The following is an 18,107-nucleotide window of genomic DNA, read 5'->3' as shown; positions in this document are numbered from 1 at the left end:
TCCCGCTCGGAACCGTTGCACCCGCAACCGCGTCTGAGGGGACGACCGGAAGTCGATCATCAAGGGGGAGTCAGATGGGTGCACGGGCCGGACGTGAGCTCGACTGGGACGGCTGCTTCAACGTACGCGACCTCGGCGGGCTGCCCGCGGACGGCGGCCGCCGCACCCGGCACGGCGCGCTGGTGCGCGCCGACAACCTGGACGGGCTGACCGAGGCGGGCTGGGCCGCGGTCGCCGACCACGGCGTACGTACCGTCATCGACCTGCGCAACGACATCGACCACCGGCCCCGCCTGCCCCGCCCGGAGACGATCGGGCTGGTCCGGGTACCCGTGGACGAGCTGGCGGGGAACGTGCGCTGGTGGCGCGAGTGGGGCCATCTCGAAGGGACGCCGCTGACCTGGGCCGCGTATCTGGAGTACGTGCCGAAGGTGGCGGCGTCCGTCGTCCGCGAGGTCGCCGCGGCCCCGCCGGGCGGCGTCGTGGTGCACTGCACCGCCGGCCGGGACCGCACGGGGTTCGCCTCGTTCGTGCTGCTGGCGCTCGCCGGGGTGGCCGCGGCCGACATCGCCGCCGACTACCTGCTCAGCGGGCCCAACCACCGGCGGGCGGCGGCCGCCCTGGGCTACCCGGACCAGACGCTGGAGATCACCGAGATCCAGGCCCGCTCGGGCCGTACCGCCACGCAGGTCATCACCGACACGCACGCGACCTTCGACGCGGCGGCCTATCTCGCCAAGGCCGGGCTGCCGGACGCGGCGGTCGCGGCGGCCCGGGAGCGGCTGCTCGCCCCGGGGTGAGCCGGCACGGAGAGGGAGACGGTGCGGCGGGGTCAGCTCGCGCCGTGCTCCGGGGCGACGGCCTCGACCCGGCGCGCGAGGTCGAAGTCCAGTTCGGTGACCCGGCCGCCCACGCTGTGGGTGTTGACGGCGATGTCGAGGGTGTTGTAGCCGAGGGTGAGCATCGCGTGGTGCCCCAGCTCCTCCTGGATCCGGGAGACGTCCGCGACCATCGCCGCGGCGGGCGGATGCGAGTCGAAGCGGTACGTGCGCGACAGCAGCTCGCCCTCGGCCACCGACCAGCCCGGCAGCCGGGCGAGCCGGTCCTCGGCGTCCTGTGGGGAAAGCGGTTCGACGGCCATGCGAGGGGCTCCCTTCGCGGCGGGGCGGTTCCCGGCCGACAGTACCCCGCGGCGCTCGGTTACCGTCGATGACATGACGACCCCCGGCCTCCCCGTCACCCCAGGCACGCCGCCGGTCGGCGGTACGCCCCGTACGGGCGGCCCCGACGACGGCGCCGCCACCGCCGGCGCCCTGCTGCGCGGCTGGCGCGAGCGCCGCGGGCTGAGCCAGCTGGAGCTGGCGCTGCGCGCGGACTCCTCGGCCCGCCACATCAGCTTCGTCGAGACCGGCAGATCGCGGCCGAGCCGCGCGATGGTGCTCAAGCTCGCCGAGCACCTGGACATGCCCGTACGCGAATGCAACGCGCTGCTGCTCGCCGCCGGCTACGCGCCCCACTACCCCGAGACGCCGCTGGACGACCCGGCGATGGCCGAGCTGCGCCAGGGCGTCGAACAACTCGTCGCCGCGCACGAGCCGTTCCCGGCGGTCGTGGTGGACGGCGCGTACAACGTGGTGGCCGCCAACCGCGGCATCCTGCTGGTCCTGGACGAGGTGCCGGAGGAGCTGCTGCGCCCGCCGCTGAACGCGATGCGGCTGACGCTGCACCCCGACGGGCTGGCGAAGAAGATCCGCAACCTGCCGCAGTGGCGCGCCCATCTGCTGCACCAGATGGACCGCCAGCTCTCGCTGGTGCGCTCGCCCGCCCTCAAGGAGCTGTACGACGAGGTGGCGGCCTACCCGCTCCCGCCGGAGGCGGGCGACGAGGAGGTCGAGGAGGTCGGCGGCCGGGCGCCGTTCGCGCTGCCGCTGCGGGTCGCGCACGACGGGCATCTGCTGTCGTTCGTCTCCACCATTTCCACCTTCAACACGCCCATGGACGTGACGGTTTCGGAGCTGGCGCTGGAGACGCTGCTGCCCGCCGATCCGGAGACGACGAAGTACCTGCGCCAGCAGCTCGGCTCCTGACGTACCCGAGGGCGCACGCCAGTTCCCACCCACAACCTTTCATAAACCTTTAGTTGGCCTTTATTTGACGGAAGGTCCCCCGTCACGCAAGATCGGCGTGAACTGCCGGTCCCTTCCAGCGCGCCGGCGCCTGAAGGGAGCCCGTCATGGCCAGCCGTCGCGAAGTCCTTGCCACCTCCGCGGTCGCGGTCGGCGCGACCGCTTTACCGCTGTCCGCCGGCGCCCCCAACGCCCGCGCGGCGGTCGCCGATCCCGACCCGACCCGGCCGCCGGGCCGCGGCCCGAACGTCGTCCTGATCGTCCTGGACGACCTGGGCTACGGCGATCTCGGCTGCTACGGCTCGGAGTTGATCGACACCCCGCACCTGGACCGGCTCGCCCGCCAGGGCACCCGCTTCACCCAGGGCTACTCCGGCGCGCCCGTGTGCAGCCCCTCGCGCGCCGCGCTGCTCACCGGCCGCGTACCGCCGCGCACCGGCGTGCGCAAGGTGCTCAGCCGCGACGACTCGCAGGGGCTGCGCGCCCGGGAGAAGACGCTCCCCGGCTATCTGCGGGAGGCGGGCTACCACACGGCCGCCATCGGCAAGTGGCACCTCGGCCGGCTCGACGAGAACCACCCGTCGCGGCACGGCTTCGACTCGTACTTCGGCGTCGACGCGATGTTCTCCGAGCACTCGTACCCCACCGAGATCTGGCGTGACGGCGCCCCGGTGGGGACGCTGCGCGACGACGCCGACCTGGCGACGCTGACGCGCAGGTTCACCGACGAGGCGATCGACGTCATCGACCGCGCCGGGAACCGGCCGTTCTTCATCTACCTCGCCGAGACCATGCCCCACCTGCCGCTCGCCGTGGAACCGGAGTTCGACGGCCGCTCCCGCGGCGGCCTCTACGGCGACGCCATAGAATCCGTCGACCACCACCTCGGCCGCCTCTTCCGCGCGCTGGCGGACCGCGGTCTCGACCGGGACACCCTGGTCATTGTCGCCAGCGACAACGGCCCCTGGTTCGAGGGCTCCACGGGCGGGCTGCGCGGCCGCAAGCCCGGTTTCTACGAGGGCGGGGTGCGGGTGCCGTTCCTCATGCGCTGGACGGGCACCGTTCCGCGCGGCCGGGAGTCGCACCAGGTGGTGTCGTTCCTCGACGTGCTGCCGACGCTCTGCGGCCTCGCGGGCGTCGCGCCGGAGGCCGGGGTGAAGCTCGACGGCACCGACCTGCGCGCGGTGCTGCGCGGCGAGCGGCTGCGCGAGCGCCCGCCGGTGCCGTTCTTCCTCGGCCGGCACGCGGCGGCGGTACGCGACGGCCGCTGGAAGCTGCACGTGCGCCGGGCCGGCCGGAACCAGCGCTTCCTGCCCGAGCTGTTCGACCTGGAGGCCGACCCGCGCGAGGTGGCGAACGTGGCCGCGCGCCGGCCGGAGGTCACCGAGCGGCTGCGGACGTACCTGGCCGCGCTGGAGGAGGACGTGGCCGCGGAGCGGCGCCCGCCGGTGGCGCTCACCGCGAAGCCCCCGCTGTTCGCGGGCCGCGCCAACACGGTCCGGGTACGGCTGTCGCGCGCGCTGCTGCCGGACGGCGGCGACCGGGCGAAGGTCGCGGTGACGGTCGGGGTGCCGGAGGGCTGGACGGCGACGACCGTACGGAAGGCCGTCGACCTCGCCGCCGCCCCGGTGATCGAGATCGAGGTCACCCCGCCGCCGGCGGCCGGCGCCCCCGCCGGGCGGCTGCGCGGCCACCGGCTCACGCCCCGAGTCGTCGTCGACGGCCGCACCGTGACGGGTGCCGACGTACAGGTGCACGCCGTGCCGCACGGCCGCGACGCGGCCCTTGCGCTCGACGCCGGCCCCGACGGCCGGCCGGCGCTGCCCTCGTACCGCCATCTGACCCCGGCCACCGCCTGGGACCGGGCGGCCGGATTCGGCTGGGTCTCCGCGCCGCCGCAGTCCCGCGCCCACGCGGGCCCCGACCCGCTGCGCCGCGGCGTGGTCCGCGACCGGTCGGCGGCGGTGCTGCGGCTGCGGCTGGCCGCGGGCCGGCGCCGGATCTCGCTGCTGCGCGGCGACGACAAGCGGCCCACGCACGGGTTCGCGGTGGCCGCGGACGGCGAGACGGTGGTCGAGCCGGGCCCGCGGCTGCCCGCGGGGGCCTACCGGTGGGAGGAGTTCATCCTCGACGGCGGGCCCGAGGGCCGGACGATCGAGCTGGGGCTGAGCGGCACCGGGGGCAACAGGTGGACGCTCGTGGCCCTGGTGGTGCACTGACCCGGGTAGGTCGTCGCAGGGGTGGCCGGCCGGGTCGCCGGCGCCGGGTGGTACCGGCCGGTCAACGCGGCGGCTCCGCCCCTGACGTGCCCGAATGACGCCCGGACACCCCCTCCCGTGCGCCTTCATAAACCTGTAATACGCTCTTATTTGACGCAGGGGCCGCCGAAGTCCGAGGATCAGCGGCACCTGCCGGTCTCCCACGCGCCGGCGTCCGAAGGGAGTCCGTCTTGGTCAGCCGTCGCGATGTCCTCGCAGGATCGGCAGCGACGCTCGGTACGAGCGCGTTATCCGTCCCGGTCGGCGGGCCCCACCTGCGGACCGCGGCCGCACAGCCCGCCCGGCCCGCGGGCGGCGGCCCGAACGTCATCATGGTCCTCCTGGACGACCTCGGCTACGGCGACCTCAGCTGCTACGGCCACCCGCTGATCCGCACCCCGCGGCTGGACCGGCTCGCCCGCCAGGGCACCCGCTTCACCCAGGGCTACTGCGCCGCGCCCGTGTGCAGCCCCTCGCGCGCCGCGCTGCTCACCGGCCGGGTGCCGCCGCGCACGGGCATACCGGACGTGCTCAGCCGCGACGACCCGCACGGGCTGGGCACGGCGGAGCGGACCCTCCCCGAGTACCTGCGCACCGCCGGCTACGTCACCGCGGCGATCGGCAAGTGGCACCTCGGCCGGCTCGACGCCCACCACCCCGCGCGGCACGGCTTCGACTCCTTCTTCGGCGTCGACGCGATGTACACGGCGGACACGTACCCCACCGAGGTCTGGCGCGACGAAGAGCCCGTGGAGACGCTGAACAGCGACGCCGACCTGGCGACGCTGACGCGCCGGTTCACCGACGAGGCGATCGACGTCATCGACCGCGCCGGCGACCGGCCGTTCTTCATCTACCTCGCCGAGACCATGCCCCACCTGCCGCTCGCCGTGGAACCGGAGTTCGAGGGCCGCTCCCGCGGCGGCCTCTACGGCGACGCCATAGAATCCGTCGACCACCACCTCGGCCGCCTCTTCGACGCGATCGCCGACCGCGGCCTGGACCGGGACACCCTGATCGTCGTCGCCGGGGACAACGGCCCCTGGTTCGAGGGCTCGTCGGGCGGGCTGCGGTCCCGGAAGTTCGAGGTCTTCGAGGGCGGGGTGCGGGTGCCGTTCATCGCCCGCTGGACGGGCACCGTGCCGCGCGGCCGGGAGTCGGACGACGTCGTCTCCTTCCTCGACCTGCTGCCGACGGTGTGCGCGCTGGCCGGCGTCGAGCCGGAGCCGGGCGTGGCCCTGGACGGCACCGACCTCACGGCGACGCTGCGCGGCGCCCGGCTGCGCGAGCGCGCGCCGGTGCCGTTCTTCCTCAGCGCGCGGGCCGCGGCCGTACGCGACGGCCGGTGGAAGCTGCACGTCCGGCGGCGCGGCTCGGACCAGCGCTATCTGCCGGAGCTGTACGACCTCGACGCGGACCCGCGGGAGTCGGTGAACCTGACGGCACGCCGGCCGGAAGTGACCGCGCGGCTGCAGGAGTTCCTGACGGCGCTGGAGGAGGACATCGCGCGGGAGCAGCGCCCGCCGGTGGAACTCACCGCCGACCTGCCGCTGTTCGCGGAGCGCCCCAACGCCGTACGCATACGGCTGACCCGCGCGCTGCGCCCCGGCGGCGAGCCCGTCGCGGAGGTCGCCGTGTCGGTGGCGGCGCCCGACGGCTGGACCACGACGACCGTACGGGAGGTCGTGGACCTCGGCACCGACCCGGTGCTCGACGTCGAGGTCACCCCGCCTGCCGCGGTCGCCGCCCCCGCCGGGCGGCTGGCCACGTACGAACTGACGCCCCGGGTCGAGATCGACGGAAGGGCCGTGACGGGCGAGCCGGTGCGCGGCTACGCCGTACCGCACGGCGACGACGTCGCCCTCGCGCTCGACGCCGGCCCGGTCGGCTCCCCGGTCACCCCCTCCTACCGCGCCCTGACCCCGGACTCCTCCTGGTCCGAGTCCGCCGGCTACGGCTGGGCGGGCGGCGCACCGGCGCCCCTGTCCCGCGACCGCAGCGCCCCGGACGTGCTGCGCCGCGACATGGTCAACAACCAGCCCGCGGCGCTGCTTCGACTGCAGCTGCCCGCCGGCCGGCGCACGGTCTCCGTGCTGCGCGGCGACGACGACTTCGCCACGCCCGGGATCATCGTCGCGGCGGACGGGACGGAGGTGATCGCGCCGGGACCGCAGGTGCCGGCGGGCGCGTACCAGTGGGAGGAGTTCGTCCTCGACGGCGGGGCGTCGGGGCGGATGACCGAACTGCGCGTCAGCGCGCCGGACACCGCGAACTGGAAGATCGTGGCGCTGCTGGTGCGCTGAGACGGCGACGGGCCGGTCAGCGCCCGGTCGCGGCCCGGATGCCGCGCAGCAGCCCGTACTGCACGACGGCGAAGCCCAGCACCACCGCCGCCTGGAGCGGGATCCACACGTACCCCGCGGTCGTCGGGTCGAGGACCCCGGTGGCCAGGACGACGACGCTCGCCACCGCCCACGCGACGTTGATGTCGACCACCAGCGCCACCAGTCGCGCGGGGGGCACGGGCTTGCGGGCGATCCAGGCGACGTCGACGGCGTAGACGACGAGCACCGCGCCGAGCACGAGGAGCAGCCCGCGGTCCACGCCCAGCAGGTCGGAGACGGGCCCCGAAAGGGCCAGGTACGCCAGCCCGTTGGCGCCGGTGACGACGGCGTCGAGGCCGAGCCAGCGGCGGAGCGTGATCTGCGGGGTGGTGGCGGCGGTCGGGGAGACGGCTGCGGACATGACGGATCACCCTCCGGACGTTGTCGATACTGGTCAGAGCCGGAACCCGGGCCGGAGTGCGCCGGTCCGGGCTCCGATACCCCCACGGTGCCCGCCCCCGCCCCGCACGTCGATTACCGGCGAGGTAATGTCCGGCTCCCACGGTCCGGACCCCGGGCGGGCGACCGCCGGTTTCGGCGCTATTGCGGTGCCGCGTCCGTGGCCCTACGTTTCCCGGAAGCGGCCCGTGCCCGGCCTGAGATGAGACGGCGATGGAACTGGAACTTCGGCATCTCAAGCTCGTGCGCGCCATCGCGGAGACGGGCAGCCTCACCCGGGCCGCCGGCCGGCTCGGGCTCGCGCAGTCGGCGATCAGCGCGCAGCTCAAACGCATCGAACGGGCCCTGGGCGGCCCGCTGTTCGTACGCGACCGGGCGGGGGCCCGGCCCACGGCGCTCGGCGAGCTGGTGCTCGACCGGGCGCAGGTGCTGCTGCCCGCGGTGCGGGAGCTGCAGGAGGAGGCGGTGCGGTTCGCCAACGCCTGGGAGGACATGCACCGCTTCCGGCTCGGCGGTACGCACGGGCCCCTGCTGGGGGCGCTGGTGGACCGGCTGGCGGCGCTCTACCCGGACGAGCCGGTGAGCACGTACACCTCCTGGTCGGTGCAGGAGATCAGCGAGATGGCGTCCTCCGGGCGGCTGGACTTCGCGCTGATCGGGGTCTGCGGCGAGAGCCCGCCGCCCGCCGAGGACCTGGAGTGGCGGCTCGTGGGCACGGACCCGGTGTACTTGATGCTGGCCGAGGACCATCCGGCGGGGGCGGAACCGGAGCTGGAGCTGGAGCGGTTCCGCGAGGAGCGGTGGACGACGGTGCCCGGCGAGGGGTGCTTCGGGGACTGCTTCTCGGCGGCGTGCGCGCGGGCCGGTTTCACGCCGACGCCGATCCTGGAGACCGACACGGTCTCCTGTGCGCACCTGGTGCAGGTCGGCCGCGCCGTGGGGCTGTGCCGGGCGACCATGCCGCCGACGCCGGGGATCACCACCGTGCCGATCACGGGGACGCCGCTGAGCTGGCGTCATCTCATCGGCTGGCACCCGGAGTCGCCGGCGGCGGGCACGGCGCCCGCCGTGCTCATGTACGCGCGGGCGGCGCACGCGGAGGCGGCGCGGCGCAACCCGGTCTACGCGAAGTGGCTGGCCGCCCACCCCGAGTACGGCACCGCCGGCTGACGGACCGTAGGCCGGCTGACGGGCCGCGGGGCCGCGGTCACCCGGCGCGCTGGTCCTCCGCCACGGGCTCCGCCCGCACCTCGGCCGGCGCCGCCCGGCGCACGACCGGGCCGCCGCACTCGCCGATCCACCGGCGCAGCACCCGGTGCACCGACTCGGCGCCCGCCAGCGTCTCCCCCACCGGCACCGGCGGCGTCAGCCCCTCGGGCCAGAACAGGAACGCCCGGCTCTGCTCGCCGCCGAGGCCGCCGTGCGAGCCGATCTGGTCCTCGAAGGCGTGCACGGTGCCGGTCTGCGGGTCGTACGAGGAATTGACCATGATGTCCGCGGCGTGCGGGAAGCGCGCGGTGCGCAGCACCGTCTCGGCGGCGCCGGGCCCGAAGGGCAGCAGCGGGTCGATGCCGACGACCTTGCCGGTCTCCAGGTGGTGCTCCGCACCGTCGGCTCCGAGGACCACGGGACCGTGCTCCTCGGAGCGCACCAGGACGAAGCCCACCCCGGGGTGCTCGGTCAGCGCCGGCAGCAGCGCCGGGTGGCGGCGCTCGATCGTCTCCCGGCCGACCACGCCGGGCAGTTCGGGGAAGGACACCAGCCCCAGGTTCCCGGAGGCGAGCACCACGGGCTCCAGGCCGCGCCGCCCCTCGCCGTGGTGCCCGTCCTCGGGGCGCTCCGGGCGGCGCAGCGCGGCGCGGGCGGCGGTGCGTGCCTCGGCGCCGCTCCCGGTCTTGCCGACCCGCCGCGAGACGGGCAGCCCGCAGCCGGCGCGTACCAGATCCTGCAGCGTGAGGCCGTAGGCGGCGGCGAAGGTAGGGCCGTGGCTCTGGCCGTGGTCCGACAGCAGCACGATGCGGTACGGGCGCGGGGCGTGCTCGGCGGCCTTGGCGATCAGGGCTATGGAGCGGTCGATGCGGCGCAGCACCTGCTGGGTGTCGCGGTGCTGCGGCCCCGAGTAGTGCGCCACCTCGTCGTACGCGACGAGGTCGGCGTAGACCGCCGTGCGCCCCGCGAGCATGTCCCCTATGACGGCGGTCACGACGACGTCCCGGGAGACGACGGTGGCGAAGGCGCGGACGAACGGGTACAGCCCGCCGCGGCCGACGCGCGGCGTCTCCCGGCGCAGCCGGGAGCGCAGCGACTGGAACACCTCGCGGCCGGCCTCGGCGACGAAGGAGGCGAAGGTGCGGGAGGCGTTGGCGGGGTCGGAGAAGTAGGCGAAGTACCCGGCGCGGGAGCGGGTCTTCTTCTTCCGCCGGACGGCGACCGACAGCACCAGGGCGAGCTGGGTGGCGCCGCCGGTGAACAGGTTGCCGCGGCTGGCGGTGTCGCCGGGCGCGCCGGTGGCCAGCAGCCCGCCGGGCGCGGCCGGGTCGGCGGCGCGGGCGGCGACCCGGCGCTCCAGCTCCTGCGCGGTGGAGGGATGGCTGCAGACCATCACCTCGCCGGTCTCCTTCTCGTACCAGCGGAAGGCGGGCACGTCCTCGTTGGTGCCGTGCAGGATGCCGAGCTGGCTGGCGCCGGTCTGGCTGGACCAGTCGGTGCGCCAGGGGATGAGCCGGTGGCTGGTGCCGTGCCAGGAGGCGACGGTCTCCATCACCGGCGGCAGCCGGTGCGCGAGCAGCCGCTGCCCGCCGAGGCTGCGCCCGCCGGCGCGCTCGCGCTCCTGCAGCGCGGCGTGCAGCACGTCGTGGCCGACGCCGTCGAGCTGGAGGAAGACGATGCCGGGGGCGGCGTCCGGGGACACCGCGGGGGCGCCGCGGCGGTAGGCGAGCCGGGCGAGCCGGCGGCGGTAGGCGCCGTCGTCGCGGACGGTGAGCGCGGTGCTGGTGGCGGAGGAGGCGGCGGACATCACCGCGGCGACGACGACGGCGGTCTCCGGGTTGGCCTCGCCGCGGCCGGTGGGGTTGAGACTGAGCGCGATCAGCAGCAGGGAGCCGTTGAGGAAGAAGACGAGCAGGCCGAGCACGAAGGCGGGGACCAGGAGCAGGGCCCGGACGAGCACGGGCCACACCAGTGCGGACAGTACGCCGAAGACGCCGGCCCCGACGGCGGCGGTGACGGCGATGTGGGTGGCGCTGTCGCCGTCGGGCGACTGGAGCCGGAAGTCGGGCAGGGCGCCGGCGAGGATGAGCATGGTCACCGTGCCGACGGCCCACACCACGACGATCCGGCCCAGGCCGCGGGCGGCGGCGCGCCTGCCCTTGCGCGTGGTCGCGGCCCGCAGCGCGGTCAGGCCCGCGCGGGAGCCGGGGCCGGGGTCCGTCGGGGATGCGGAGTCTCCGTCCGTACGGGACCGGTGGTCCGCGTCCGTACGGGACGGGTCGTCCGGCTCCGTACGGGGCTCGGGATCCGGCTCCGTACGCGAGCGGGGGTCCGGGTCCCTACGGGACCCGGCGTGTGGCCCGGACCGGGGGTCCGGGCGGGGTCTGGTGCCCTCCCCCGCCTCCTCCCCGGACGCGGGCTCCTCCCCCGGCCCGGAGTACCCGCCGGGTGCCTTCCGCGGCTCTGCCATGCGCTGTCTCACCTCCGCTCCTGTCGTACCAGCCTTCCACAGCCGGGCGGCAACCCGTTCCGTCCGGCACCGCGGCGCCGCACGGGACGTGCGGGACGCCGTACCCTCGGTGGGGCCGGAGCAGGTGGCGGCGGCGGAGGGAGCGGGCGTTGCCGGTCGAGATCACGTGGTGGGGACATGCCACCGCGACCGTGCGGGACTCGGGGGTGCGGGTGCTGACCGACCCGCTGTTCGTACCGCGGCTGATGCACCTGCGGCGGCGCCGCGGCGCACTTCCGCCGCCCGCGGCCGCGATCGCCGACATCGTGGTCGTCTCCCACCTGCACTCCGACCACCTGCACCTGCCGTCCCTTGCCCGGCTCGCGCCCGGCAGCCGGCTCGTCGTGCCGTACGGGGCCCGGGGCGCGGTCCCCGGGCTGGGGCGGCTCGCCGCGTCGCGGGGGCTGCCGGTGACGGAGGTGCGGCCGGGGGACGAGGTCGCCGCCGGGCCGCTGACGATACGCGCCGTGCCCGCCGCGCACGACGGCCGCCGCTGGCCGTACGGGACGCGCACCGCGCCCGCGCTGGGCTATGTCATCGAGGGCGAGGCCCGCACCTACTTCGCCGGCGACACCGGCCTCTTCGACGGCATGGCCCGCGCGGTCGGCGCGTGCGACGTGGCGATGCTGCCCGTCGGCGGCTGGGGTCCGTTCCTCGGCCACGGGCACCTCGACCCCGGCCGCGCCGCCGAGGCGCTGGCGGAGCTGGCGCCGCGCGCGGCGGTGCCGGTGCACTACGGCACGTACTGGCCGATCGGCATGGACGCCGTCCGCCCGCACGAGTTCCACGCCCCCGGCCACGACTTCGTCCGCCGGGCCGCGGCGCTGGCCCCCGAGGTGGCGGTGCACCTGCTGGGGCACGGCGAGAGCATGCGGCTGGAGGCGGCCCGTTGAGGCTGCCGAACGCGCCGCCCGCGCTGCTCGCCGCCGCCCGGGACGTGGCCCCCGCGCAACAGGCGGTGGGCTACCCGTCGCTGTTCCTGCTCGTGCTCGTGGGCTCGCTGGTGCCCGTGGTGCCGACGGGCGCCGTGGTCAGCTCCGCCGCGGTCGTCGCCTTCCACCACGAGGCCGCGTACGCGCTGCTGCTGGTGTTCGCCACCGCCTCGATCGCCGCCTTCCTCGGCGACGTCGCGCTGTACTGGCTGGGCAGCCGCGGCGTGCGCTCGCGCAACGGCTCGCGCTGGCTGGACCGGTTGCGCGACCGCGTCGCGCCCGAGCAACTCGCCGGCGCGCAGCGGAAGCTGGAGCGGCACCGGATCACGGTGCTCGTGCTGTCGCGGCTGCTGCCCGCCGGGCGGATCCCGGTGATGCTGGCGTGCCTGCTGGCGCGGATGCCGCTGCGCACGTTCGTGCGCGGCAACTTCCCGGCCTGTCTGGCGTGGGCGGCCACGTACCAGTTGATCGGCGTCCTCGGCGGCTCGCTCTTCCCCGAGCCATGGCAGGGGGTGGCGGCGGCGGTGGCGCTGACGGTGCTGATCAGCGTGGCGCCGCCGGTGTGGCGCCGGCTGCGGGGCCGGGGGCAGGGGGCGTAGCCGTACGCGGCCCGCGCGCCCCGCGTACGCGCCGTACACCCGTGCCGCCGTCACAGCACCCGCGACGACCCCACCGGCAGATCCCACAGCTCCGCCCGCGGCCGGCCCGTGCGCTCCCACGCCGCCCGCACCCGCCGCAGCGGCTCCAGCGGCGGTTCGGACGACAGCAGGAACGTGCCGTAGTGCATCGGCGCCATCCGCCGTGCGCCGACGTCCCCGCAGGCACGCACGGCCTGTTCGGGGTCCATGTGCACCGGCCCCAGCATCCAGCGCGGCGAGTACGCACCGATGGGCAGCAGCGCGAGGGCGATGCCGGGCAGCCGGCGGCCGATCTCCTCGAAGAAGTGGCCGTAGCCGGTGTCGCCGGCGAAGTAGACCCGCCGGCCCGCGCCGTCGGTGAGCACCCAGCCGCCCCACAGCGAGCGGCAGGTGTCGGTCAGCGTGCGCTTGCTCCAGTGGTGTGCCGGTACGAAGTCGAAGCGCACGGGCCCGCCGGGCGCGGGCAGTTCCGCGGCCTCCCACCAGTCCAGCTCGGTGACCCGGGTGAAGCCGCGGCGGCGGCACCAGCGGGCGAGCCCGGCGGGCACGAACAGCGGGGTGGTGCGCGGCAGTCGCTTGAGGGTGGGGCGGTCGAGGTGGTCGTAGTGGTTGTGGGAGACGACGACGGCGTCGACGGGCGGCAGGTCCTCCCAGCGCACCCCGACGGGGGTGACGCGGGCGGGGGTGCCGAGGATCCGCCGGGACCACAGCGGGTCGGTGAGCACGGTCAGGCCGCCGATGCGCAGCACCCAACTGGCGTGCCCGGCCCAGGTGACGGCGACGGTGGCGGGGCCCGCGGCGGGCAGCGGCCCCGGCTCGTAGGGCAGCTCGGGGATCTCTTCGAGGGTCGTGGCCGACGGGCGGAACTGGCCGGTGCGGGCCAGCCGGGCGAGCATGCCGATGCCGGGGAGGGGGGCGTTGAGGCGGTCGGTGAACGACCGCGGCCAGCGGCGGATCTCGCCGAGGGTGCGCGGTTTCACGGCGGTGCGCCCGGTCGGTGCGGCGGGGCTGGTGGCTCCCGTGCGCTGTGACTGGCTGGTCAACGGCGGGCTCCTGTCAGCTCGGTGACGGCCGATCCGAGGGATCTCAGCGCCTCGGCCACCTGCGGCCACTCCGCGGGATCCGGCTGCTTGGCCCCCCGGGCTCCGGGGGCGGCCGGGGCTGCCCCGACGGGCGCGGCGGGGGTCAGGGTGGTCGCGGCGGCAGCGGGCGGCCGGGCCCGGGCGGAGGCGAGGGCGGCGGCGTGCGCACCGCCGGCGTCGCCGAGCAGCGGCGCCGTCGTCACCCGCAGCCGCAGCGCGGTCAGGTCGTCGCCGAAGCGCTGCGCGCCGCCGATCGCGCGGGCGCGGACCCCGGGGCCGAGCGCCCGGACGACGGCGGCCTCCAGGTCCACGGCGTCCACGACGCCGCTGCGGGCCAGGTCCTGGCGCAGGGCTTCGAGGTCCGCGTACAGGTGGTAGCCGGCCTGCGGCGGGCGGACCAGCGCGCCCGCGGCGGTCAGCACGTCCCGTACGGCCGCGGTGAGCGCCGCGTGCAGCCGGACGCCGGCGGCGAGCCGGCCGGTGACCGCGGGCGGCTCGGCCAGCGCCGCCGCGGCGGCGGCCTCGACGGGCGGCGGCAGCGGCGGCACCGCGGTGCCGAGCACGGCCAGCGCGGCGGCGTGCAGCGCGGCGCCCGCGCGGGTGGCGGGGAAGCGGGCGACGGCGGCCGGCCAGCCGGGCGGGGTGAGCGTGCCGCCGAGGTCGGCGAGGACGACGACGTCGTCGGGCAGCATCTCGGCGGGGCTGACGAGCACGGTGGCGTGCGGGTCGTGCAGCGTGTCGCGGTACGTCTCGTCGCTGACGACGAGCAGCCCCTCCCGGGCCGCCGCCTCGCACGCCTCGTGCACCAGCTCCGGCGGCGGCACGGTGCCGGTGGGGTCGTCGGCGACGGAGAGGACCAGCAGCCGCGGGTCGCCGCCCTCGGCCCGTACCCGCCGCACGGTCTCCAGCAGCGCGATCGGATCGGGGGCGCCGCCGGACTCGGCGGTGGTGGGAACGCGGTGCACGGCGTGGCCGAGGATCGCCGGCTGCGCCGCGTACCAGGCCGCGGAGGGGCGGGGCAGCAGCACCTCGCCGCCGACCGCGGCGACCAGGGCGAGGAGCAGCGCGGGGCCGCCGGGTGCGGCGGCGGTCTGCCCGGGTTCCGTGGCCAGGCCGCGGCGGTGCCAGTAGCCCGCGGCGGCGGCGCGCAGCTCCGGCCCGCCGCCGGGCGGCCCCGGGGCGGCCGTGGCGGCGGCGGCGAAGCCGTCGACGAGTTCTGCGGGGGGTGGCAGACCGGCGTCGGGGACGTCCTGCTGCATGCGCCACCTCCCGCCGTCACGCACCCGTCGGGCGCTCACAAGAGTGCGAATCCCTCTCACTGTCCCAGATCCGGCGGCCGCCGGGGCGGTGTGCTGCGCGCCTGGTCAGGTGAGGGGTGCGTCCCGTCCGCACGGTCCCTCAGCCGCGCTCGCGCGCGCCCTCGCGGGTGCGGCCCAGCGCAACGGAGCGCTCGGGGTGCCGGCTCAGGTACTCGCCTTCGAGCTGCGCCATGCGGGTGTTGTGCATGGCGAGCGCCGCCGCGGAACCGTGCAGCAGCGTGTCGTGGCGGGTGCGGTGAATGGTCTCCAGCTCCCTTATCAGTTGCTGGTCGGTCAGCCGCGCGGGGGCGATACCGCCCCGGCGCCGGTCGCTCTCGCCCATCTGCGGCTCTCCTTCGCGCCGGCGGTCTCCGTCTCCCAGGATCGGGCAATCCCTGCCCCGCTGCTACCCGGGGGACGCACACACAGTCGCGGGGTACGACCCTATTGCCCGTATAGCGAGACGATGCTTCTCGTCATACGAGACGGCGGTTACGCTGCCGCCATGGCCGTTTACACGCATGGACACCACGACTCGGTGCTGCGCTCGCACCGCTGGCGCACGGCCGCCAACTCGGCGGCGTACCTGACCGGCGAGCTGCGCCCGGACCTGCACCTCCTCGACCTGGGCTGCGGCCCCGGCACGATCACCGCCGACCTCGCCGCCCTCGTGCCGCAGGGCCGGGTGACGGCCGTGGACGCGCAGGAGGGGACCCTGGCGCAGGCGCGCGCGGCGGCGGCGGAACGGGGCGTGACGAACGTGGAGTTCGCCGTCGCCGACGCCGAGGCGCTCGACTTCCCGGACGACTCCTTCGACGTGGTCCACGCCCACCAGGTGCTCCAGCACCTCGCGCACCCGGTGCGGGCGCTGGCCGAGATGCGCCGGGTGTGCCGCCCCGGCGGGCTCGTCGCCGCACGGGACGCGGACTACGCGGCGATGACCTGGTACCCGGACGTGCCCGCCCTGGACGACTGGCTGGACACCTACCGCCGGGTGGCCCGCGCCTCGGGCGGCGAGCCGGACGCGGGGCGGCGGCTGCTGGGCTGGGCCCGCGAGGCGGGGTTCGAGGACGTGACGGCCTCGGCGAGCGCGTGGTGCTTCGCGACGGAGGAGGAGCGCGCCTGGTGGAGCGAGTCGTGGGCGGACCGCACGGTGGCGTCGTCGTACGCCCGCCTGGCGGTCGACGGCGGGCACGCGGACCCGGCGGCGCTGGCGCGGATCGCGGCAGGCTGGCGGGAGTGGGGCGCGGGGCCCGGCGCGTGGTTCGCGGTGCTGCACGGCGAGGTGCTCTGCCGGGTGCCGTGACGGCGCGGCGGGCCCGGCGCGTACCCGCGCCAACGGCCCGGCGCCGCAACGGGCTTCGCCGCCCCTAGACTCTCCCCATGGAGATCCTCGGCACCTCACTGCGCATCTGCGTGGACGACCTGGAGTCCGCCGTCGACACGTACGAGAGGCTGACCGGCGAACAGGCGCAGCACTTCTCGCAGGCGGGCGTCTCCGTCGCCGCGGTCGGCTGCTTCCTGCTGATGTCCGGTCCGCCGCAGACCCTCGACGTGCTGCGCAGAATCACCGCGACGCTGGCGGTCAAGGACGTCGCCGAGGCGTACGCGACGCTCCGGTCGGTCGGCGCCGAGATCGTCGCGGGCCCCTCGGAGACACCGATCGGGCGCAACATGGTGGCGCGCCACCCCGACGGCAGCATCTTCGAGTACGTCGATCGCCGCCGCTGACCGCTACCGCGGGGCGCCGCCGGCGTCGGTCATCTCCGCGGTCAGGGCCCAGCGTTCGTGGTCGCGCCAGGCGCCGCCGATGAACAGGTAGTCCGGCGAGAAGCCCTCCAGCCGGAAGCCGGCGCGCTTGGCCAGCGCGATGGAGGCGGCGTTGCCCGGCTGGACGTTGATCTCCAGGCGGTGCAGGCCGAGGTGGGTGAAGGCGTGCCGGACGACGAGGCCGATGCCCTCGGACATGTGCCCGCGGCCGGCGTACGGGACGAAGGCCGCGTACCCGAGGGCGCCGGAGAGGAAGGCGCGGCGGACGATGGCGTTGATGTTGACGAAGCCGGCCAGGGCGCCGGACTCCCGCTCGCAGACGAGGAAGCCCTCGGTCTGCGGCTCGGTGAGCCGCTCCAGGTAGGCACGGTAGTCGGCGGGGGCGGCGGGCGGGGACACCCACGGGTGGTGGAGCTCGGCGCTGGCCCGCGCACGGGTGAGGAACTCCGCCTCGTCCGCGGGGCGCGGGATGCGGATCACGGTGCGGGCGCCGGCCGCGATGACGTCGTTCTCGGGCACCGGGCGAGTGTACGCCCCGCCGCCGGTCAGCCCAGCGGCTGGACGAAGCGCAGCCGGTTGCCGAACGGGTCGGTCAGCTCCAGGATCGTGCCGATCCCGGCGTCCTCTTCGAGACCGGGCTTCAGGTACGGGTAGTCCTTGGCCTTCAGCTCGGCGTGCAGTTCGCCCGCGCCGTCGACCTCGACGTAGACCGTGGCGCCGGGGCTGGCGTCGCCGTGGTGCTCGCTCAGGTGGAGGACGAGGTCGCCGCGGGAGACCTGCATGTAGAGCGGGAAGCCGTCGGCGAACCTGTGCTCCCAGTCGACCGTGCAGCCCAGGTAGTCGACGTAGAACTCGCGGGCCTTGGCGATGTCGAAGATGCGGAAGATCGGTGCCGTACGCCGGAACAGGACAGTCATGACTCCACTATGCCTCCGCCGCCAGCCGCTCGGCGAGACGGCGCATCCCGTCTCCCACCAGGTAGTGGCCGGGCAGCCCGGGGATCTCGACGGGGCGTCCGGTGGGGCGCCGGGGCGGGTGGCGTATGAGGTGCCCGAGGACGCGGGCGGCGAGCGCGGGGTCGTCGGGCGGATCGCCGAGCAGGTAGTGGTAGGCGTTCGGGCGCCAGTGGGGATAGCGCTCGGTGAGGCCGACGATCAGCGCGGGCGGGCGGCGGCGGTACGAGGCGTAGGGCTCGGCGTAGGACGACGTGCGGCGGCCCTCGGCGACGTTGCACGAGTCGCAGAGCAGGCCGCGGACCAGCCCGGAGACATGGTGGTGGTCGATGACCAGCCGGGCGGGGCGCAGCCCGCAGACCGCGCACCGGCCGTCCTGCCACCGCCGTATCACCGCGAGCGCCCCGCCCGGACCGGCGGCGGATCCGCTGGACGCGGCCGCGGGCACGGCGCCGGGCGCGTGGGCCGCGCCGCCCGGCGCGCCGGGCGGCGTCCACTCGTGGCAGGCGGGGACCTCGCGGCCCGGCGGTGGCGTGCTGCTCATGGTCC

General features: G+C 75.7%; 18 protein-coding genes. 9 read left to right on the top strand and 9 right to left on the bottom strand.

What is annotated here, in order from left to right; genetic code table 11:
* The first annotated feature begins 74 nt into the window (after nucleotides 1-74).
* The gene (locus tag ABGA99_RS02575; protein WP_347582069.1) at nucleotides 75-800 is read left to right on the top strand and encodes a tyrosine-protein phosphatase; all 726 of its coding nucleotides are present in this window, start codon (nucleotides 75-77) and stop codon (nucleotides 798-800) included.
* Between the two features lie 32 nt (nucleotides 801-832).
* Here ABGA99_RS02575 and ABGA99_RS02570 read toward each other — a convergent pair whose 3' ends face one another.
* Complete coding sequence (locus tag ABGA99_RS02570) at nucleotides 833-1,141, bottom strand: 4a-hydroxytetrahydrobiopterin dehydratase (protein WP_347575885.1); 309 nt, start codon at nucleotides 1,139-1,141, stop codon at nucleotides 833-835.
* A gap of 73 nt (nucleotides 1,142-1,214) precedes the next feature.
* On the opposite strand from ABGA99_RS02570, the gene ABGA99_RS02565 reads away from it, so the two are divergent.
* The 3 genes from ABGA99_RS02565 (at nucleotide 1,215) to ABGA99_RS02555 (ending at nucleotide 6,687) form a co-directional block, all read left to right on the top strand.
* Nucleotides 1,215-2,087, top strand: coding sequence for a helix-turn-helix transcriptional regulator (locus ABGA99_RS02565; RefSeq protein ID WP_347575886.1), 873 nt, complete (start codon nucleotides 1,215-1,217; stop codon nucleotides 2,085-2,087).
* Between the two features lie 146 nt (nucleotides 2,088-2,233).
* Nucleotides 2,234-4,345: a sulfatase gene (locus ABGA99_RS02560; RefSeq protein ID WP_347575887.1), complete on the top strand. Its 2,112-nt coding sequence runs from the start codon at nucleotides 2,234-2,236 to the stop codon at nucleotides 4,343-4,345.
* A 230-nt stretch (nucleotides 4,346-4,575) separates the two neighbouring features.
* Nucleotides 4,576-6,687: a sulfatase gene (locus tag ABGA99_RS02555; RefSeq protein ID WP_347582068.1), complete on the top strand. Its 2,112-nt coding sequence runs from the start codon at nucleotides 4,576-4,578 to the stop codon at nucleotides 6,685-6,687.
* A 16-nt stretch (nucleotides 6,688-6,703) separates the two neighbouring features.
* On the opposite strand, the gene ABGA99_RS02550 is transcribed toward ABGA99_RS02555, so the two are convergent.
* Nucleotides 6,704-7,129, bottom strand: a complete 426-nt coding sequence (locus ABGA99_RS02550; RefSeq protein ID WP_347575889.1) for a hypothetical protein — start codon at nucleotides 7,127-7,129, stop codon at nucleotides 6,704-6,706.
* 251 nt (nucleotides 7,130-7,380) lie between these two features.
* Here ABGA99_RS02550 and ABGA99_RS02545 point away from each other — a divergent pair, with 251 nt between their 5' ends.
* Nucleotides 7,381-8,337, top strand: coding sequence for a LysR family transcriptional regulator (locus tag ABGA99_RS02545; RefSeq protein WP_347582067.1), 957 nt, complete (start codon nucleotides 7,381-7,383; stop codon nucleotides 8,335-8,337).
* A 37-nt stretch (nucleotides 8,338-8,374) separates the two neighbouring features.
* Here the strand turns inward: ABGA99_RS02545 and ABGA99_RS02540 are convergent, their stop codons facing one another.
* Nucleotides 8,375-10,846, bottom strand: a complete 2,472-nt coding sequence (locus tag ABGA99_RS02540; protein WP_347582066.1) for a phage holin family protein — start codon at nucleotides 10,844-10,846, stop codon at nucleotides 8,375-8,377.
* A gap of 149 nt (nucleotides 10,847-10,995) precedes the next feature.
* On the opposite strand from ABGA99_RS02540, the gene ABGA99_RS02535 reads away from it, so the two are divergent.
* Nucleotides 10,996-11,778 carry an MBL fold metallo-hydrolase gene (locus ABGA99_RS02535; protein WP_347582065.1) on the top strand — a complete coding sequence of 261 codons (783 nt, stop codon included), beginning with the start codon at nucleotides 10,996-10,998 and terminating at the stop codon, nucleotides 11,776-11,778.
* Between the two features lie 2 nt (nucleotides 11,779-11,780).
* Nucleotides 11,781-12,416 carry a VTT domain-containing protein gene (locus ABGA99_RS02530; RefSeq protein ID WP_347576119.1) on the top strand — a complete coding sequence of 212 codons (636 nt, stop codon included), beginning with the start codon at nucleotides 11,781-11,783 and terminating at the stop codon, nucleotides 12,414-12,416.
* 50 nt (nucleotides 12,417-12,466) lie between these two features.
* Here the strand turns inward: ABGA99_RS02530 and ABGA99_RS02525 are convergent, their stop codons facing one another.
* The 3 genes from ABGA99_RS02525 to ABGA99_RS02515 form a co-directional block, all read right to left on the bottom strand.
* Nucleotides 12,467-13,498: an MBL fold metallo-hydrolase gene (locus tag ABGA99_RS02525; RefSeq protein WP_347575893.1), complete on the bottom strand. Its 1,032-nt coding sequence runs from the start codon at nucleotides 13,496-13,498 to the stop codon at nucleotides 12,467-12,469.
* Nucleotides 13,495-14,796, bottom strand: coding sequence for an aminotransferase class I/II-fold pyridoxal phosphate-dependent enzyme (locus ABGA99_RS02520; RefSeq protein WP_347575894.1), 1,302 nt, complete (start codon nucleotides 14,794-14,796; stop codon nucleotides 13,495-13,497). Before ABGA99_RS02520 ends, ABGA99_RS02525 begins: the two co-directional genes overlap by 4 nt.
* Before the next feature lie 139 nt (nucleotides 14,797-14,935).
* Complete coding sequence (locus tag ABGA99_RS02515) at nucleotides 14,936-15,178, bottom strand: DUF6158 family protein (protein WP_101420675.1); 243 nt, start codon at nucleotides 15,176-15,178, stop codon at nucleotides 14,936-14,938.
* A 162-nt stretch (nucleotides 15,179-15,340) separates the two neighbouring features.
* Between ABGA99_RS02515 and ABGA99_RS02510 the strand changes: the two genes are divergently transcribed.
* Nucleotides 15,341-16,141, top strand: coding sequence for a methyltransferase domain-containing protein (locus ABGA99_RS02510; RefSeq protein ID WP_347575895.1), 801 nt, complete (start codon nucleotides 15,341-15,343; stop codon nucleotides 16,139-16,141).
* Nucleotides 16,142-16,218: 77 nt separating this feature from the next.
* The gene (locus ABGA99_RS02505) at nucleotides 16,219-16,566 is read left to right on the top strand and encodes a VOC family protein (RefSeq protein WP_027770346.1); all 348 of its coding nucleotides are present in this window, start codon (nucleotides 16,219-16,221) and stop codon (nucleotides 16,564-16,566) included.
* 3 nt (nucleotides 16,567-16,569) lie between these two features.
* Here ABGA99_RS02505 and ABGA99_RS02500 read toward each other — a convergent pair whose 3' ends face one another.
* Genes ABGA99_RS02500 through ABGA99_RS02490 form a run of 3 tightly spaced genes read right to left on the bottom strand, consistent with a single transcriptional unit; the run spans nucleotide 16,570 to nucleotide 18,102 of the window.
* Nucleotides 16,570-17,124 carry a GNAT family protein gene (locus tag ABGA99_RS02500; protein WP_347575896.1) on the bottom strand — a complete coding sequence of 185 codons (555 nt, stop codon included), beginning with the start codon at nucleotides 17,122-17,124 and terminating at the stop codon, nucleotides 16,570-16,572.
* 26 nt (nucleotides 17,125-17,150) lie between these two features.
* Entirely contained in the window at nucleotides 17,151-17,522 is a 372-nt protein-coding gene (locus ABGA99_RS02495) for a glyoxalase superfamily protein (protein ID WP_347575897.1), read from the bottom strand.
* Between the two features lie 7 nt (nucleotides 17,523-17,529).
* Entirely contained in the window at nucleotides 17,530-18,102 is a 573-nt protein-coding gene (locus ABGA99_RS02490; protein WP_347575898.1) for an endonuclease domain-containing protein, read from the bottom strand.
* Nucleotides 18,103-18,107: the final 5 nt, after the last annotated feature.

It is taken from the genome of Streptomyces sp. B5E4 (assembly GCF_039871555.1).
Lineage (GTDB): Bacteria > Actinomycetota > Actinomycetes > Streptomycetales > Streptomycetaceae > Streptomyces.
The sequence above is the reverse complement of the archived record's forward strand: the minus strand, read 5'-3'. Positions and strand labels throughout refer to the sequence as shown.

Bases quoted from the DNA above. Each gene is read 5' to 3' on its own strand.
- ABGA99_RS02545 (WP_347582067.1), top strand. From the start codon at position 7,381: ATGGAACTGGAACTTCGGCATCTCAAGCTCGTGCGCGCCATCGCGGAG.
- ABGA99_RS02565 (WP_347575886.1), top strand. From the start codon at position 1,215: ATGACGACCCCCGGCCTCCCCGTCACCCCAGGCACGCCGCCGGTCGGC.
- ABGA99_RS02515 (WP_101420675.1), bottom strand. From the start codon at position 15,178: ATGGGCGAGAGCGACCGGCGCCGGGGCGGTATCGCCCCCGCGCGGCTG.
- ABGA99_RS02540 (WP_347582066.1), bottom strand. From the start codon at position 10,846: ATGGCAGAGCCGCGGAAGGCACCCGGCGGGTACTCCGGGCCGGGGGAG.
- ABGA99_RS02510 (WP_347575895.1), top strand. From the start codon at position 15,341: ATGGCCGTTTACACGCATGGACACCACGACTCGGTGCTGCGCTCGCAC.
- ABGA99_RS02560 (WP_347575887.1), top strand. From the start codon at position 2,234: ATGGCCAGCCGTCGCGAAGTCCTTGCCACCTCCGCGGTCGCGGTCGGC.
- ABGA99_RS02570 (WP_347575885.1), bottom strand. From the start codon at position 1,141: ATGGCCGTCGAACCGCTTTCCCCACAGGACGCCGAGGACCGGCTCGCC.
- ABGA99_RS02505 (WP_027770346.1), top strand. From the start codon at position 16,219: ATGGAGATCCTCGGCACCTCACTGCGCATCTGCGTGGACGACCTGGAG.
- ABGA99_RS02550 (WP_347575889.1), bottom strand. From the start codon at position 7,129: ATGTCCGCAGCCGTCTCCCCGACCGCCGCCACCACCCCGCAGATCACG.
- ABGA99_RS02575 (WP_347582069.1), top strand. From the start codon at position 75: ATGGGTGCACGGGCCGGACGTGAGCTCGACTGGGACGGCTGCTTCAAC.
- ABGA99_RS02520 (WP_347575894.1), bottom strand. From the start codon at position 14,796: ATGCAGCAGGACGTCCCCGACGCCGGTCTGCCACCCCCCGCAGAACTC.
- ABGA99_RS02495 (WP_347575897.1), bottom strand. From the start codon at position 17,522: ATGACTGTCCTGTTCCGGCGTACGGCACCGATCTTCCGCATCTTCGAC.
- ABGA99_RS02490 (WP_347575898.1), bottom strand. From the start codon at position 18,102: ATGAGCAGCACGCCACCGCCGGGCCGCGAGGTCCCCGCCTGCCACGAG.